The organism is Shewanella sp. Isolate11 (assembly GCF_022398315.1).
Taxonomy (GTDB): Bacteria; Pseudomonadota; Gammaproteobacteria; order Enterobacterales; family Shewanellaceae; genus Shewanella.
In genome coordinates this window covers 35,665-51,445 of record NZ_JAKEVF010000009.1, presented here as the reverse complement: position 1 = coordinate 51,445, position 15,781 = coordinate 35,665, and the positions used below count along the sequence as shown (strand labels likewise).

General features: G+C 45.6%; 17 protein-coding genes. 10 read left to right on the top strand and 7 right to left on the bottom strand.

Going from position 1 to position 15,781, the window contains the following annotated elements; all coding sequences use genetic code 11:
* Nucleotide 1: 1 nt before the first annotated feature.
* The 3 genes from L1D21_RS15975 to mog all read left to right on the top strand — a co-directional run bounded on the left by L1D21_RS15975 (nt 2) and on the right by mog (nt 2,459).
* Nucleotides 2-604 (top strand): hypothetical protein, encoded by a 603-nt coding sequence (locus L1D21_RS15975; protein WP_239846265.1) that lies wholly within the window; start codon nt 2-4, stop codon nt 602-604.
* A 257-nt stretch (nt 605-861) separates the two neighbouring features.
* The gene (locus L1D21_RS15970) at nt 862-1,755 is read left to right on the top strand and encodes a diguanylate cyclase (RefSeq protein ID WP_239846264.1); all 894 of its coding nucleotides are present in this window, start codon (nt 862-864) and stop codon (nt 1,753-1,755) included.
* Between the two features lie 170 nt (nt 1,756-1,925).
* On the top strand, nt 1,926-2,459 hold the full coding sequence (mog, locus tag L1D21_RS15965; protein WP_239846263.1) for a molybdopterin adenylyltransferase: 534 nt from the start codon (nt 1,926-1,928) through the stop codon (nt 2,457-2,459).
* Nucleotides 2,460-2,607: 148 nt separating this feature from the next.
* Here mog and L1D21_RS15960 read toward each other — a convergent pair whose 3' ends face one another.
* The 5 genes from L1D21_RS15960 to L1D21_RS15940 all read right to left on the bottom strand — a co-directional run bounded on the left by L1D21_RS15960 (nt 2,608) and on the right by L1D21_RS15940 (nt 6,760).
* Nucleotides 2,608-2,868: a hypothetical protein gene (locus L1D21_RS15960; protein WP_239846262.1), complete on the bottom strand. Its 261-nt coding sequence runs from the start codon at nt 2,866-2,868 to the stop codon at nt 2,608-2,610.
* 190 nt (nt 2,869-3,058) lie between these two features.
* Nucleotides 3,059-3,292 (bottom strand): hypothetical protein, encoded by a 234-nt coding sequence (locus L1D21_RS15955; protein WP_239846261.1) that lies wholly within the window; start codon nt 3,290-3,292, stop codon nt 3,059-3,061.
* Nucleotides 3,293-3,343: 51 nt separating this feature from the next.
* A complete protein-coding gene (locus L1D21_RS15950; RefSeq protein WP_239846285.1) occupies nt 3,344-4,477 on the bottom strand; it encodes an ABC transporter permease in 1,134 nt (377 codons plus the stop codon).
* The gene (locus L1D21_RS15945; RefSeq protein ID WP_239846260.1) at nt 4,477-5,211 is read right to left on the bottom strand and encodes an ATP-binding cassette domain-containing protein; all 735 of its coding nucleotides are present in this window, start codon (nt 5,209-5,211) and stop codon (nt 4,477-4,479) included. The genes L1D21_RS15950 and L1D21_RS15945 overlap by 1 nt, the downstream gene beginning before the upstream one ends.
* Nucleotides 5,204-6,760, bottom strand: a complete 1,557-nt coding sequence (locus L1D21_RS15940) for an alpha/beta hydrolase (RefSeq protein ID WP_239846259.1) — start codon at nt 6,758-6,760, stop codon at nt 5,204-5,206. The genes L1D21_RS15945 and L1D21_RS15940 overlap by 8 nt, the downstream gene beginning before the upstream one ends.
* A gap of 109 nt (nt 6,761-6,869) precedes the next feature.
* On the opposite strand from L1D21_RS15940, the gene L1D21_RS15935 reads away from it, so the two are divergent.
* The 6 genes from L1D21_RS15935 to L1D21_RS15910 all read left to right on the top strand — a co-directional run bounded on the left by L1D21_RS15935 (nt 6,870) and on the right by L1D21_RS15910 (nt 13,308).
* Nucleotides 6,870-7,244 (top strand): GntR family transcriptional regulator, encoded by a 375-nt coding sequence (locus L1D21_RS15935; protein ID WP_239846258.1) that lies wholly within the window; start codon nt 6,870-6,872, stop codon nt 7,242-7,244.
* A gap of 19 nt (nt 7,245-7,263) precedes the next feature.
* Nucleotides 7,264-8,109 carry an ABC transporter ATP-binding protein gene (locus L1D21_RS15930; protein ID WP_239846257.1) on the top strand — a complete coding sequence of 282 codons (846 nt, stop codon included), beginning with the start codon at nt 7,264-7,266 and terminating at the stop codon, nt 8,107-8,109.
* A complete protein-coding gene (locus tag L1D21_RS15925) occupies nt 8,106-9,392 on the top strand; it encodes a hypothetical protein (RefSeq protein WP_239846256.1) in 1,287 nt (428 codons plus the stop codon). The genes L1D21_RS15930 and L1D21_RS15925 overlap by 4 nt, the downstream gene beginning before the upstream one ends.
* 125 nt (nt 9,393-9,517) lie before the next feature.
* On the top strand, nt 9,518-11,314 hold the full coding sequence (locus L1D21_RS15920; RefSeq protein WP_239846255.1) for a long-chain fatty acid--CoA ligase: 1,797 nt from the start codon (nt 9,518-9,520) through the stop codon (nt 11,312-11,314).
* A gap of 381 nt (nt 11,315-11,695) precedes the next feature.
* Nucleotides 11,696-12,100 (top strand): thioesterase family protein, encoded by a 405-nt coding sequence (locus tag L1D21_RS15915; protein ID WP_239846254.1) that lies wholly within the window; start codon nt 11,696-11,698, stop codon nt 12,098-12,100.
* A 194-nt stretch (nt 12,101-12,294) separates the two neighbouring features.
* A complete protein-coding gene (locus L1D21_RS15910) occupies nt 12,295-13,308 on the top strand; it encodes a Solitary outer membrane autotransporter beta-barrel domain (protein WP_239846253.1) in 1,014 nt (337 codons plus the stop codon).
* 81 nt (nt 13,309-13,389) lie between these two features.
* Here L1D21_RS15910 and L1D21_RS15905 read toward each other — a convergent pair whose 3' ends face one another.
* The gene (locus L1D21_RS15905; RefSeq protein WP_239846252.1) at nt 13,390-13,827 is read right to left on the bottom strand and encodes a thioesterase family protein; all 438 of its coding nucleotides are present in this window, start codon (nt 13,825-13,827) and stop codon (nt 13,390-13,392) included.
* Nucleotides 13,828-13,987: 160 nt separating this feature from the next.
* Nucleotides 13,988-14,665: an acireductone synthase gene (mtnC, locus tag L1D21_RS15900; protein WP_239846251.1), complete on the bottom strand. Its 678-nt coding sequence runs from the start codon at nt 14,663-14,665 to the stop codon at nt 13,988-13,990.
* Between the two features lie 206 nt (nt 14,666-14,871).
* On the opposite strand from mtnC, the gene L1D21_RS15895 reads away from it, so the two are divergent.
* A complete protein-coding gene (locus L1D21_RS15895) occupies nt 14,872-15,711 on the top strand; it encodes a tetratricopeptide repeat protein (protein WP_239846250.1) in 840 nt (279 codons plus the stop codon).
* The last annotated feature ends 70 nt before the right edge of the window (nt 15,712-15,781 follow it).

Genomic DNA, 15,781 nt, shown 5'->3' with positions numbered 1-15,781 from the left:
TATGCGCCTGCTACAGATCCAATTAATTCTGTGTGCTTTATTCTTGTTACAGGGGTGTGCGGAAACCGCCGAGCCTTTCGAAGTCGTGCCACAAACGCGCGCCTTGCAAGATAGTGATGTCGATGGTGTGATCGATGCCCGTGACAATTGTGCCTCAACGAATAAGGGCTTAGTGATCAGTAACGATGGATGTCCTAGCCCCACAGTGACCCTCAAGGAAGACTTTAGGGTTGTGATGTTTGGCTTCGATAAAGACAAACTGAGTCCGGAGGAAGATGCCAAATGGAAAGGCATCATTGCTAACTTAGCCAAGCGCCAATCGCCAGTGTTATATCTGGTGGGTGACACTAGTGAAGAGGGCACTGAGCATTATAACTCGGCACTGGCTAAGCGTCGGGTGGCCTATATTCGTCAGTTAGCCCTGTCGCAAGGTTTTCCTGCCGATGCGATTAAGGAAGAGGTTTATTACAGTAAGAACCACATTCCACAACAAGTCTCTGGCCGTGAACATCGTTTAGTCGGGGTCGCCACTTGGCAAGAAGCGGGTGAAGCCAAAATGTGGGATATTTACACTTCTGAACGTAAAGACTTAAAAGCGAAATAGCCCCATAGGGTTATTGCTATCGAGACGGGTTTCATGGCGGCAATATCTGCCGCCATTTTGTTCTGATATTAATCAGTGTAAGAAAGTGAGCTATTCAGCATATTTTTTGTCGCTTCATCTTAAATCGCCAGCCTACTTTTCATCGAAAGTCTATCTGCCTGTAACTGCCGCCATCTCTGCTACACTTTTAAAGTAGTAGCGCTATCCACTTGGGTTGTGTTGTTTATTAGGTTGATATGCAGGCCTGAGAGGAAAGCATGAATAAACTCTCTGTGGTGCTGGTTGTGGATGACGTTAAAACAAACGTCTTGAACATGGAGCAGTGCCTACAAGATCAATATCAAGTGTGGGCCGCCGATAACGGTGAGTCCTGCCTGTTAGCGGCAAAGCAGCAACCCGATCTGATTTTGCTCAATATGCTCACCTCTAAACTTGATCCTTATCGGCTCTGCCGTCAATTAAAAGCTAGCCCAGAAACCAGCGATATTCCTATTATTCTCATTAGCACCAATAACAGTGAAGCCGAGCAGAAAGGCTTAGCCTTAGGCGCGGCGGATTGTATTTCTAAACCTATATCGCCCGCTGTCGTTCGAGCGCGGGTATCGACCCATATCCAGTTAAAACAACATCAACAGCAGCTTAAATATATGGCATTTCATGATCAATTGACCGGCTTGTATAATCGTCATTTCTTGGCCGAGCGAGCCTCGCAGAGTCTGGCGAACATGGTACGTCATCATGGTGAGCTGTCATTATTGATGATCGATCTGGATTATTTTAAACAGATCAATGAATTTAATGGGCATCAGGTCGGTGATGTTATATTGCAGCAAGTTGGGCGTTTACTGCAGCAAAGCTTTAGAAAAGAGGACATGGTGGCCCGTTTAGGCGGAGAAGCCTTTGTGGTGATGATGGAGTTGGGGCTGTATCAGGCTCGCGCTAAGGCAGAGTTAATTCGGCAAAAATTACAGCAATTAAAACCTCTAGGAGTGGAAGTGACAGGAAGTTTTGGCCTAGTGGTAGCGAACATAGATAACGCCGATTTTGCTCATTTACTGCTATTAGCCGACGAGGCTGTGTATAAGGCTAAAGCTGATGGTCGTAACCGCTTAGTCTGTTATCAGCAGGGTCAATATCTTTGTGATGATTGATATCTGTTTAGTCCTGTACCTTTCCCTTTACTTGATTCCCTCTAGATAAAACTTACCCTCTGCGCCATGTTGCAATTTGCCGATAAGAGGTGCAATTTTTGCCAAGAATTATGTTACTTTAGGCGCAATTGTTTAAGTAGATAATGACGTTAGATAAAAGGATCATAGGAATGGCAAAAGCTAAAATTGGCATTGTGACCGTCAGCGACCGCGCTAGCGCTGGAGTGTATGAAGATATTTCGGGTAAGGCCATTATTGACGTATTAAATGAGTATCTGACGTCTGAATGGCAGCCGGTTTATGAGGTGATTCCCGACGAGCAAGATGTGATTGAAGCGACACTGATCAAGATGGCAGACGAGCAAGATTGTAGCCTGATTGTGACGACAGGCGGAACTGGGCCAGCAAAGCGCGATGTGACTCCTGAAGCGACCGAAGCGGTGTGCGACCGCATGATGCCTGGGTTTGGCGAGCTGATGCGCGCTGAATCATTAAAGTTTGTGCCTACGGCAATCCTATCACGCCAAACAGCAGGGCTGCGTGGCGATAGCTTAATTGTGAATTTACCTGGCAAGCCTAAATCAATCCGTGAATGTTTAGACGCGGTATTCCCTGCTATTCCTTACTGTATCGACTTAATGGATGGCCCATTTTTAGAATGTGATGACGCGGTAATAAAACCGTTTAGGCCCAAAGCTAAATAATCTGAGTTAGGGATAAGCAGCATCGCTTAATGGGCATCTTTTCGTGCCTCTCTGCGTTGCTTAGTCTAACTATTGCTCGCTATGGTTAGACTGATTGGTATTACCTGGGCAGAGGTTTGAACGTGAGTGACAAAGCTAGCCGATAGGGCTAGCTTTTTTGTTTGAGGTGCTTGTCCATCGATGCTTGTAATAGTGCTTGGTTTTCCCGCTGTTGTTGGCGTTTATCATCGGCTATGTTTTTTTCCATCTGAGCGATGCAGCGCCGATTTTCAGCATCTTGCTGCTGAGGATCTGGTGCCCTATCGGTTTGTGCTTGGCACAGCAGATGCGAGCAAGCCGATAGCTGAGTTAACGCCAATATGATAAGCAGCTTGTGGTATTTTTTAATTTGTCTAAAACATCTATGCATACTGAATTTGCTTGCCGAATTTGTGGTTAACCTAAAGAACCTGAGCTCTGGATAAGCAGAGCGCCTCGATATGCCCAAAAATCTGCGCATTCAGTCAGAAAATAGACTTTCCTTTTCGAGCTAACCCGTTATGGCATTGAATTAGCTTGTTAAATTTAGATTTTCCGACACTTGTTATTCCGAGTTCAGGTTAAAGAGATTTTAGCTGCTGATTAAGCTCATAGCTATTTTCGGTGACAATTTTTTCTAGCACTTGCACCCGCTTCTCTAAGTGCTGATTTTGTTGCCGTAATTGCTTGAGCTCATCGTCAGCCTGGGATGAATGAGTTCGCTTTGCCCTCATATAATGTTTCAGCATCTCTGTTGCGGTAGTGCCGATAATAAAAGTGATCATCATGATGGTGATCAGTACATTCTTATCCATTATTTTTTGCTCCTATAAAAATAGGCCTCTAATGATCGGAGGCCATGTGAATTACAGTCCAAAAACAATCTTTTCACTCTTCAGTGAGCGCTGCATACCCAGGGCTAAACCTATGGCAATGACTAAGGTTGCGACACTGGATATAGCTAGTTGCGCTGCAGGAAACTCTTGTCCCTTGATGTAAGCGATGAGTGCCTGCATCTGACCTGAAACCGGTAGCCACTGTAAGGTTTCTGGGGCGATGTTATAACTCGCCGCCATCGATAACATCATAGGCACGATTAACACTATGGTCAGGTAGGACTGCGCCTCTTTAAAAGATTTCGCCATAAAAGAGACGAACAGTTGCAGTGCCGCAGCCATTAACGCGATGGGCAAACCGACCGCTAACATAAGAATGATGAAATCTGGGGTAATGTTGACGCTAAAGCCCAGTTCCTGCCAAGGTACGAAGCCATAGGCAAGCTTGGAAATCACTAAGGTCAACAGCAAACCTATCATGGCGAAGATGGTGACGGCGGCGATTTTGGCAATCACAATATCGCGGCTCGATACTGGGTGGCTCAGAAGCAGGGCTAAGGAGTTTCGTTCACGTTCGCCAGCACTGGTATCAATCGCTAAGTTCATCCCTGAGATAAATACCGCATACACCATCATAAATATGGCGACACCGAGGATCATGCCGCCCTTAGAATCTGAAGTGGCTTGATCTTCAACATTTACCTTAACAGGCTGCACCACTTTGGGGTCGATCCCGCGAGCGATGAGCCTTAGGCTGCCCATTTCAGCACTATAGCGCTGCAGGCTTTTTTCTAAGCGGCGAATTGAAGATTGCAACTTTTCGTTAGAGTTGTCGGCGACTAAGGTGATTTCTGCTGGCAGGCTTTTGGCCATGTTGGCAGCGTAATCATCGCTGATGATTAAAGTGATATCTTTACGCTCGGCTTTATCGCCTTGGCTTATCTCATTGCTGGCTAGAAACTTCACCAGATCCGGTGCGCGTTCAGCATGTTTAATAGTGATATTCAGTGCTTCAGGACTGGTGATCTGGCCAATCAGTAGCATAAACATGGCGCACATCATCAAGGGCGCACCAATGGCGTAATACAGTCCCGCCATGACAGAACGTTTATCACGGGCGGCGTCGGTCAGCTCTTTTCTGACCATGGCAATTATGGTGTTAATCATGCTGCGATTCCCTCGTCGGTACCGATAAGTTCAATAAAGGCATCTTCCAGTGATGCTTTACCCGTTTGTTGGCATAGCTCATCTGGGCTGCCAACGGCGACCACTCGACCCTCTGCCATGACGATGACTCGATCGCACAGGGCGGCGACCTCTTGCATGACATGACTGGAAAACAACACGCAGTGTCCGGCAGCTTTAAGATCTTTCAGTAGATCTCGAAGCACTCGGGTGCTCATGACATCCAGCCCTCGTGTCGGCTCATCGAGAATAATATTGGTCGGTTCGTGGACTATGGCTTGTGCCAAAGCGGTTTTCATTCGCTGGCCTTGAGAGAAGCCTTTGCAGCGGCGATCGGCAATATCGTTCATGTGTAGCTTACCGAGCACATTAGCGGCGGCGGTTTTAGCGTCTTGACGAGAAAGGCCATTGAGTTCGGCAAAGTAGCTAATATATTCTCTTGGTGTCAGACGCTCATAGAGGCCAAATGGATCGGGGAATAGCCCCAATTGCTGCTTGGCTTTGACCGGATCTTTGGCCACATCGATATTATCGATTTCGGCAATACCGTTATCGGGTTTTAGCAGGCCAAATACTGTGCGTAAACAAGTGGTTTTACCTGCACCATTAGGGCCGAGCAATCCGGTGATCTGGCCATCTAATGCTTCAAAACTCAGGTCATTAAGCGCCTGCACGTCACCTATGCGTTTCGATAGGTTAGATACTTTAATCATGGGTCGCTCCTTGCGTTGTGCTGCTCTGGTTGTCGGCATCGGATGGTTTGGCTATCTGCTCAACAGTATTAGCGTTGAGATAAAAGTTACGGCTGACATCGTTACTCAAACAGGTCTCAGAAAGCTGTTCGACACTCGAGCTATTGACCAGCTGGGCGATAAGCTCATTACCACAAGATTGATAAGCCACGCCGTGGGTCGCATAGGGAGCGATAAAGTGCTTAGCGTTAGACAGCTTTTCCATGGCAAGCTCGCCCCAACTCGGCGGCGTTGCCGGATCTATCTGTCCCGATAACACTAAGGTGGGAATATCACTGTCGATGGCCGCTGAAAACTGCTTGCTATCGACGACGGGCATGTTCCAGATAGGGCATGTGATGTCGAAGCTCTTGAGCATCTCACGAGCAAAATAACTTTGCTGTGCCTGTTGAACTTGTTGTTCGCTTAAACGTTGCCAATCTTCACCACAAACAACGGACGAGTGCATACCCATGGCGATACCTGTGCTATTAACCGTTAAGGCATATAAGCCCATAATCGCCTGAAAATTACCTTCCGCAGCCTGATGAATAGCGTGAGGGATCAAGGCCCGGACATTCGTCGAGTAAAGCGCCATGCGAATAGCGCCCATAAATTTAGCCTGTGTCATGGTCAACTGAGTTGGCTCATTGGTCAGCGGGTCGCGCGTCTGGCTGATGATAGGGCCATTCTGTAGCTGCTGATTGACTTGCTCAAACTGTTGTTTAAGCTCACCAAATTGCTGGCGGCACAGGCTATTGTCGTTACAGTCTTGCCATAACAAGTCGATGGCTCTGTCGATGGCATCACCTATATGCAACACACTTTGCTGCATAGGCACCACTCCATCTAAGGTCACAGTGGCCAGCACTTGTGGGTAATGACGCATATATAGCTGCGCCATGCGGGTGCCGTAAGAGATACCGTAGACGTGCAGTTTTTGATACCCCAGATGGCTTCTGACGGCTTCAAAATCTTTGAGTGCGATTTCGCTACCATATTGAGTCACATCGGCATCGATGCCATCGAGACACTTTTGGGTTTCCGCTTGAATATCAACATTATTTTCATTGATGGACAGAATAGCTTCTACGGCAGCATCATTGTCGCATTGCAATAAATTTGATTGGCCTGTGCCACGTTGGTCGATCAGCAAGATATCTCTTTGCTGACGCACCTTAGTAAAAATATGGTCGAAGCTGGCGGCGTTCTCGATGGCCGATTGACCTGGGCCACCGGCTATTGCGAGTAAGGCTTCTTTAGTGAAGCTGGGTTTAATCGCGGGCAATACGGCGTAATGCACTCGGATCTGTTTACCATCGGGCTTGGCATAATTTTCTGGCACGGTGACATAACCGCAGTGCAGACGATCCGATAAGCCGTCCACATAACAGCTATCATCATTGGCGCTGTTTTCTGTGCTGGCCAAAGTGGGCTGCGAGAAGAGTAACAATGCGGCGATTAACGGCAGCAAAGTGTAGGCAACATATTTGAGCCTAATGATCGGCCTGACATTATTTGCCGTGGGCATAACCTTTCCTTGAAGCATGATACCGATTCCTTAGTTGAAATTTACTGTATCTATGTTAATTTAGTACTGTATCGGTGTATCAATGTATTAATACAGTGACTAAAGGCTAATGCTAGAACAACTTAATGTCAACCCCAGTAGTGGCGATCCAATTTATCGACAATTGAACCAACAGATAGTGCGTTTAATTGTGGGTGGTCAGCTACAACCTCAACAAGTTTTGCCTTCGGTAAGGCAGATTGCCGAGCATCTGGCGGTTAATCCCATGACAGTATCTCGTGCGATCCAACAACTGGTTGAGCAAGGTTGGTTAGAACGTCGCCGAGGTCAGCCTACTCGAGTTGCTGAACAAGCACCCTCTGAAAAAATCTCTAGTGCCGAACTTATCTCACCCCAAGCTAATGCTCTGATCGCGCAGGCGAAACAGCTGGGGGTGAGCCTGGAACAACTGCAAGCCGTGATTGAAGCGAGTTGGAATCAATAGCCCGTTAGGAATGATGCAAATGGATAACAGCACCGCCAGTATTTTAGCCTTTGAGCAAGTGAGTAAGCAGTTTGATGGTCAGCTTGCTTTAGATGACATTAGCCTGAGCTTAGAGCCAGGTATGGTCGTGGGCTTATTGGGCCAAAATGGCGCCGGTAAATCGACGTTGATGCGATGTGCTCTGGGGATTGTCAATGTCGATGCCGGACGCGTCGAAGTTTTAGGGCAATCGAGTCAGAACTTGAGCTCCGCGCAGAAAGAGAGAATCGGTTACGTACCGCAGCAACCTTTCGGTTATGAAGGTTTTACTGTTGCTAAGGCACTCGATTTACATCGTAGTTTTTATCCTAATTGGGATGAAGCTTTGGAGCAAACCTGGCTTGAGCGTTTTGAACTTGATGGTAGCAAGCAGGTACAGCGGTTATCTGTAGGCCAAAGACAGTCACTGGCACTGATAATGGCGATGGCTTACCGACCACAACTGCTGATTTTAGATGAGCCTGTGGCGAGCCTAGATCCCATCGCCAGACGTAAATTTATGGCTGATCTGTTCGACCTTGCGCTCGACTCGGGATCCGCGGTGCTGTTCTCATCGCATATTACTTCAGATTTAGAGCGGGTAGCGAGTCACTTAGCCTTGCTTAAACAGGGTAAATTAGTGCTGTTTAAGGAGATAGATAAGCTGAGAGAACAAGTGCAGCTTGTCACCTTAAAAGCTGAAACCGAACTGCCGCCTTCATTAACGATTTTAAATCGTCAGCAAGATAAGCTGCTGGTGGATAACTATCATCCCGATATGGCTGACTATTTTGTTGCGGTAACCCCGGTGAACCTCGAGCAGTTGTTTATGGAGCTGCACCGATGAGTGCGCCGCACACAATAAGTAAGCCTAATATGCTGCGAGGCATGGTACGTTTCTGGCTGTATGATGTCGGCAGTGCCAGTTTTGTGGGTATTAGTGTTATGGCGCTAGTGCTGATGCTGTTGTTGCTGAATTCGGGTACAAAATTGGCCGCTGTCCCTATTATGCTCAGCATGATCCAAGCTTCGATTTGTGCAGCGATCGCCTGGCAGTTAAACCGACTCGCGGCAACCGAGTGGGCCAATTTAGTGCCGCATTATAGCCGCAATATTGTGGCGCAATGTGTACTGGTCTTTGCAGTGTTCACTCTGATGACCTTAAGTATCAGCCTGATGATTGATATAGAGCGCGGCGTCGAACAGGTCATGCTTGCGACTTTGATTGGCATCAGCTTTATCTATTTTTGTCGCCGCGTGGTCAATGGTTTTTACGCATCGTTTGTTTTGTTCATGTTGCTGCCGCTGTTACCTTATCTGTTAGCCCATTTACCGACGCAATGGTTTTATGTTTTGCCCGTGGCATTATTGGTGATGTGCTACCTATTGTGGCGTGAAATCAAGGTGCTGGCTTGGCACAGCGATGCTAGATCTGTGTATTTAAATGGGCTTGAGATGGGCTGGGTATGGATGCCGAGCATGAGATCGCTCAGGTTTATGTCATATCTGGACCGCTTTTTACATCCGGCTAATTTTTTTATCGGCCCTATGTTATCGCTGCTGTTGGTGGCTATGCTGCTGATGGCACTGGGGGTTGGTATCGTCAATTATGTGGCCGATGTGCAGTTTCCTATTCTATTTATGCTAAGCCAGTTTAGTGCGGTTGCTTGCACCTTAGTGCACTGGAGCCGTATTCAGCGTTGGCGTGCGGTTGAAACTTTATATGTGTTGCCTGGTTTCGATGGGCGACAAGGGATGATTGCGGCCTTTATTGCGGCTCAATATCGTTTATTGGCGGTTATTACGCTAAACATGATGTTGGTTGCAACACTTGTGTGTAGCCTAAATGCTCAATTTAGTTGGGGCATGTGGATACATGTGGTGCTCAGCACTTTTAGTGTTTGTGGCATATTACTGGGCTTGGGCAGTGCTGCCAAAGGCGTATTACATATCAGCTTGAGTATGTTGGTGGTGATATTGCACTCGGGTTGGCTGTCGAGTTCACTGCTGGTTCAGCGACAAGGTGAGTCTATTTTATTGTGGATCTGGATGGATCTAGGCTTTGTCGTGATTTCTATGCTAACCCTCTGGTGGGGAAAGAAAAAGCTATGGAAACATGATTTGGGCTGATAACACAGTTTGTATGAAATTGTGCAATAAGTAACAGAGTTGGAGTAAAAACTCTTATTTTTTTAGCCATGTTGGCGTAGAATGCGCCAAAAAAGTACAAGTGTACGCTAAAAAGGTTAAATAATATGTCGCTCCAACAATATCATCCAATCCATTTGATTCAACAGCAGAGTCAAAAACGCGGTGAAGCTATTGCCCTTGAGGGCTATGGCATGGCAGCCCCATGGGACAAGGTAAGTTGGACTGCTTTTGACAGCCGTAGTGATGAAATTGCCAAAGCGCTTATTTACTTAGATTTAGCAGTACAGGATAAGGTGGTTATTCTGTCACAAAACTGCCCACAGTGGACTTGTGCTGACGTGGGTTCGCTGAAGGCGAAAGCCGTTGTTGTGCCTATTTACCCCACCAGTACTTTAGAGCAAGCGAGCTATATCGTTAATGATGCTGGCGCTAAATTAATTTTCGTAGGTGATGCTCAGCAATATCAAATGGCGTTACAGCTATTACCATTATGTCCTTCTTTAGCACATATTGTGGTGTTCGATGCCGACGTGAAGCTGGAAGATCATAACCAGCATTTCCATTTCGACAGTCTACTCAATCGTCATTTCGAACCATCGGTTAATGATGAGCTGGCACAGCGTTTAAGCCAGCATTCACTCGATGATCTGTTAACCCTAATTTATACCTCGGGCACGACGGGCGACCCTAAAGGGGTGATGCTGGATTACCGCAATATTGCCTCGGTTATTCATCAACATGATGCCGTGTTACCTTTTACAGCTGGCGATGTGTCTTTGGCTTTCTTACCTTTGAGTCATGTATTTGAGCGCGGCTGGAGTTTCTATGTCTTGTGCCGTGGCGGTCATAACGTTTATCTACAAAACCCAATGGATGTTAAAGAGGCCATTGTCGATGTGAAGCCGCATACCTTGTGTGTTGTGCCTCGATTCCTCGAGAAAGTGTATAGCGCAGTTCAAGATAAAGTCGCCAGTGCACCTGCCATGCGTCAGAAGTTATTTGCCTGGGCAATGTCAGTTGGTGAACGTCAGTTCGAAGTGGGTCAAGGTCGCGGCCAAGCATCACTGGCGTTGTCGTTACAGCATAAGCTGGCTAATAAGTTAGTCTTCAGCAAGCTGCAACAAGTGCTCGGTGGTCGATTAAAGTTTATGCCTTGCGGCGGTGCAGCGTTAGATCAAAATGTGGCGAGCTTCTTCCACAGCATCAATGTGCCGGTATTGTGTGGTTACGGCATGACAGAAACCACTGCCACGGTCACTTGTAATACCTTAAACAACCGTGTCGCGGGTTCGAATGGTAAAACCTTGCCTGAAGTTGAAATTAAACTGGGCAAAGATGACGAAATTTTAGTGCGTGGCGATACCGTGATGCGCGGCTATTACAATCGCCCCGAAGAAACCGCAGAAAGCTTCGAAGCGGGTTGGTTAAAAACCGGTGACGCCGGACGAATTGATGAGCATGGCAACTTGTTTATTGTCGATCGCATCAAGGAGTTAATGAAAACTTCTAACGGTAAATATGTGGCGCCGCAGCGCGTCGAAGGCAAAGTCAGTTGTTGTCCTTTCATCGAGCAAGTAGCGATTATTGCCGATGCCAAAAATTATGTTACCGCGCTGATTGTACCTGCATTTGAGTCGCTAGAGGCTTGGGCTAAAGAGAAAGGCCTGCATTACGAATCTCCATTGGAACTGCTGCGACACAGCCATGTGGTTGAGCATTTCGAGCAGCGTTTAAAAACTCTACAAGTGGAATTAGCTGGTTTTGAAAAGATTAAGAAGTTTACCTTGCTACCCGAAGCATTTTCGATGGAAGCGGGTTTAATTACTCCAACGCTGAAGTTACGTCGTAAGATGATTTATCATAAATACGCCAATGAAATTAATGCGATGTACAATAACTAACCTGAACTCTGGATAAGCAGAGCCGCTGAATAGGCATCTTTGCGTGCCTCTCTGCGTTGCTCTGTCTAACCATAGCTCGCTATGGTGTACGACAGAGCGCCTTGATATGCCCAAAAATCTGCGCATTCAGTCAGGAAATAGACTTTCCTTTTCGAACTAATCCTTTATAACATTGAATTAACTTGTTAAATTTAGATTTTCCGACACTCGTTATCCCGAGTTCAGGTTAACTAAGTGTTAATCGGCTAGCGAGAAGAAAGTTTCTCGCTAGCAAATCTCGTCTTAAAATTAGCATCCCTTCCATCGCAGTTATTGCATCAGTAAAGCATCTCAGTTAACGTCTTTGCCACAAAAATAAGATACCTTACCAAGGATGTGCCTGTGTCAGAACGTTATTTTACCCGTACTATCCAACCTAGATTTAATGAAACTGATGGCCTAGGCCATATCAATAATACCGTGATACCCGTGTGGTTTGAGGCGGGACGTGAGCCGATTTTTGCTATTTTTAATCCGGGGCTAAATCTAGAGCGTTGGAACTTAATCGTGGCCGGATTTACCATCGCTTATCTTATTCCTACCCATTATGGCAGCGATGTCGAGATTAAAACTTGGGTTAGCCGTGTTGGTAATAGTAGTTTTGAACTGACCCAGCAGTGTTGGCAGGGGGGGCAAAAAACTGCAGAAGCACAAACCACATTGGTGCATTTCGATTATGCCATTAATAAGAGCCAGCCTATGGGGGACTCGCTGAAGCAGCGTTTATCACAGATTACTGGTGAGTAGGAGGTTTAGCTCGCTTGCTGGATTGAGGCACAGAGTATAAGTGTTATTGATTTGTTGATTAGTGTTTCTACTTCTGACGGCTTTTCTGGTAGCCTAGAGCTATTGAGTACTATTCTAATAACAATATGGTGTTTGTTTAGCAAATACTGATGTTTACATGGAGTTTTCCCGTGAATCTTCACTTGGTTAGTCAGATGTCAACTAGGGCTTTTTATCATCGTTTAGCCGCTGTTTTAGCCATGACATTGGCTAGTTTTAGCCTTAATGCCAATACCATAGACCCTGCCATTCGTGCTGCCGCCGAGCAGAAAGTTAAAGGCGATGTGACCAGTGCCATAGTGTTCACCGATGCCAATTTAATCTCTCTTGGCGTAGTGGACTTTAATCCCAACTCGATTATCGATCTTAGTGAAGTAGGTAATGCTGGGGATGATGACACCTTGCAACGTCGCAGTACTTTGCGTAGCTATACCTTGCCGTGGGAAAGTGATGAAATCCAGCTGTCACCTGACTGGACTGGCTCTACGTCAGTAAGACTGTCTTATGTTAATTCTACCGATAATATCAATGGACTCGATGATCCTACGATTAAGAATCCCCTCGAAGATATCGCTTATTTGTTTGCCAGTGACTTTAACTGGAAATATCAAATCAACCCAAATTGGAAGCTTAAGTTAGGTGCTGGTGGACAGTTGATGTGGATGGAAAACACGCTGACATATCGCGACCCTCTTCTTACACAGGTTAAGCCTTTGTTGGATGATGTTATAGCGAATACCAGTTATGGTGCCATCATGCTAGATCCTAGCGTACAGTTGACTTATACCGGCGACGTGTTGGGTCATAAATGGGAGTTTATCAGTGGTTTTCGTTATGCCATCGGACGTACAGTGTTAACCGATAATGGTGCTCAGTCGGTTACGCCAAGGGCCGGTCGTTGGAGTAATTCGTTTGTTTTCCACTATGAACTGCCAAGCGTGTGGGATAAGCGTAACGAAATGCGTTTTTTGTTTAAGCGAATCGATTTAAGTGGTGATGCGATCGTTGCGATGAGCACCACGAATTATTATGAAGTGGGGGCGGGTTGGATTATCGACTCATCGTCAGTGGTGTCATGGCTGGAAACATTTGGTATTGGTATTACCTTGAATATCAATAGCGGCCTCAGTGGTGGTGGTGTAGTTTTCCTGATCAACGAAGAATTTTAATCCTCTATTGCATTAAAATGGGCGAGTCATTGACTCGCCCATTTTATTACTCGAATCTGGCTTATTTTGATTGATATTGGTTTATTCGCTGAGGTGTTGCTGTAATACCGTTAACATGGCTGCGGGCAAGTCAGCTTTTGTCTGGTTTTTGAAATTGAACATCACAGCCACAGATGAGCCTGTTGTAGTGATGGCTTGTTGTTGCTCGCTAAAAACCTGATAGTGCATGGTAAAGCGATCGCTTTTAATCTCACTAACACTTATTCCCACAAACAGGGTATCGGGAAAGGTGACCGGACGCTTATAGCGGGCACTATTGTCGCTGATCACTGGTCCAATGCCGGATTTATACATCTCATCTAGCGGGAAAAAACGGTTAAAGAAATCGATTCGAGCCGTTTCGAAGTAGCGAAAATAAACTACATTATTGATATGTTGCAGGGCATCCATCTCGCCCCAAGCGACACTAATCTCGGTATGAATAGGATATTGCTGGATAAACTTCTCTTTTGGGCTCATATATTTGCTCTATCAATGTCAATATTTAAACGCTTGTTTGATTTAGCATAACAGTATCAATAAATAGCAACAAGCCAAGACAATAACTCAATGTCAGAAACAACAAAGGCATCTTATCGATGCCTTTGCTGGATTGAATCTCGTTTTATACTGGCTGATATCAGATAGCAAGCTCTGTAAAGCTGCTGATTTGGGCGAAATCACCGGTGCGCTGCGAGCTTTCACGCACCATTTGTAGTGTCCGTAGACCCGCTTGATCGGCGGCTTTTAACTCTTCAATTAAATCAGAGATAAATAGCACTTGCTTGGGCGCTAAGCTGATCGTGTTGATGATATTGCTATAGGCCTGTTTAAAGCGTTTATTACCGGTACGGGTATCAAAGTGACCATCGAAATACTCAGTTAAGTCACCATCATCACTGTGGCTGAATAGTAATTTTTGCGCTTCTACCGAACCTGAAGAGAAACTATAAAGGCGCAGGTTTTGCTGCTTAAAACCTTTAACGGCTTCGATGAAATCTGGGAAGATATGGCCTTTAAATTCACCTTTGGCATAGCCCTGTTTCCAGATGAGGCCTTGTAGGGTTTTCAGTGGAGTCGCTTTACGATCTTCACTGATCCATTGCTGTAATATTTCAACAATTCGCTCTAGTGATGCATCGGGTTCGAGGGCAATATCTCTGATATCAGATAGGCAGTTATCGACAAGTACATTGTGCTGATTCGCTTGCAAGAATTCAGGTAACGCCTTAGCTGAGTATGGGAAAAGGGTGTCCTGAATAAAGCTAAGATCGGTCGTTGTTCCGGCTGTATCTACAACTATGGCTCGAATACCCATAAGGTTGGTTTACTCCACAATGTATTAAGAAAACGTATTTTAATTACAGCTCAGATCCTAAGCTGAATCGTTAGCTTTGGCTAGTGAATTATAGGCAATTTGTGTTGATATTTACTGTAATTTGCCATGTGTTAGGGTTTGACTTGATATTGGTTGAATATCATACTGCTTTCTCATGTCATAAATTCAATGGATGGAGTTTGACTGTGAAAAATCATATTTATTTCATTCTGTTATCTGCTTTTATAAGTTGTTTCATTTTCTCCGCCTCTGCTAAGGTTTCCATTAAAGCTTTGCCTACGCAACTGGTACCTTGCGATAGCGTCGATTGCGCTAAGCACTTTCAAGAGTATAAAACCTTGACGCGATATGGCCATTCCGATGCCATGTACACTTTAGCCGAAATGTACCGTATAGGTTATGGCACAGAGATCGATAGTCGTTTATCGATACGTTGGTATCGTCGTGCGGCTAAGTTGGGTAATCCGTTTGCGCAATATAAAGCCGCGATTATTTATTTGCAGGAGTCGGAGATCCAAGATATCGACAAGGCGATGCGATATTTACGAGATGCCAACCGTTCCGACTTGAATCAAGCGGCTCACTTGTTAGGCATGCTGTATCTAGAGGGCGAACTAATTGAAAAAAATACTGAAAAAGCCAAGGAGTATCTGACTAAATCTTATCAAGCGGGTTATCAGCCAACCATAGATGTGCTCGCCGATTTAAGTTACGCAAAATTAGGTGTGCTCCAAGAAAGCAGTGCAACCAAGCCAGCCTCAAAAGCGCAAGCTGAGCTAACCGCGACGACGAGAGATACCCCCAAAGTGACCGCTCCTAAAGGAGAGATGGAAGTTATCGAGGTACGTGCTCCTTCTATAGAGGAAGTGTTCACTTACCACATCTCTTTATTGAGGAATAAAAGGCCGGATGGCGGTACAGCAACAGGAACCCGAATTAGAGGGCGAGGTTGCGGTGAGATGATTGCCTGTAATACCGAATCCGACCAAATGAGAATTCGCGAGTTTTTAATGTCAACCTGGTAATGGTTAGCATTAATTAACGAATCACTTGATTAATTACACCACTTAATCAATAAAAATAATAAGGAAGACA

Coding starts and splice junctions, on each gene's coding strand:
- L1D21_RS15935 (WP_239846258.1), top strand. CDS start 6,870: ATGCTAGAACAACTTAATGTCAACCCCAGTAGTGGCGATCCAATTTAT.
- mtnC (WP_239846251.1), bottom strand. CDS start 14,665: ATGGGTATTCGAGCCATAGTTGTAGATACAGCCGGAACAACGACCGAT.
- L1D21_RS15905 (WP_239846252.1), bottom strand. CDS start 13,827: ATGAGCCCAAAAGAGAAGTTTATCCAGCAATATCCTATTCATACCGAG.
- L1D21_RS15970 (WP_239846264.1), top strand. CDS start 862: ATGAATAAACTCTCTGTGGTGCTGGTTGTGGATGACGTTAAAACAAAC.
- L1D21_RS15925 (WP_239846256.1), top strand. CDS start 8,106: ATGAGTGCGCCGCACACAATAAGTAAGCCTAATATGCTGCGAGGCATG.
- L1D21_RS15955 (WP_239846261.1), bottom strand. CDS start 3,292: ATGGATAAGAATGTACTGATCACCATCATGATGATCACTTTTATTATC.
- L1D21_RS15960 (WP_239846262.1), bottom strand. CDS start 2,868: ATGCATAGATGTTTTAGACAAATTAAAAAATACCACAAGCTGCTTATC.
- mog (WP_239846263.1), top strand. CDS start 1,926: ATGGCAAAAGCTAAAATTGGCATTGTGACCGTCAGCGACCGCGCTAGC.
- L1D21_RS15920 (WP_239846255.1), top strand. CDS start 9,518: ATGTCGCTCCAACAATATCATCCAATCCATTTGATTCAACAGCAGAGT.
- L1D21_RS15945 (WP_239846260.1), bottom strand. CDS start 5,211: ATGATTAAAGTATCTAACCTATCGAAACGCATAGGTGACGTGCAGGCG.
- L1D21_RS15975 (WP_239846265.1), top strand. CDS start 2: ATGCGCCTGCTACAGATCCAATTAATTCTGTGTGCTTTATTCTTGTTA.
- L1D21_RS15930 (WP_239846257.1), top strand. CDS start 7,264: ATGGATAACAGCACCGCCAGTATTTTAGCCTTTGAGCAAGTGAGTAAG.
- L1D21_RS15940 (WP_239846259.1), bottom strand. CDS start 6,760: ATGCCCACGGCAAATAATGTCAGGCCGATCATTAGGCTCAAATATGTT.
- L1D21_RS15910 (WP_239846253.1), top strand. CDS start 12,295: ATGTCAACTAGGGCTTTTTATCATCGTTTAGCCGCTGTTTTAGCCATG.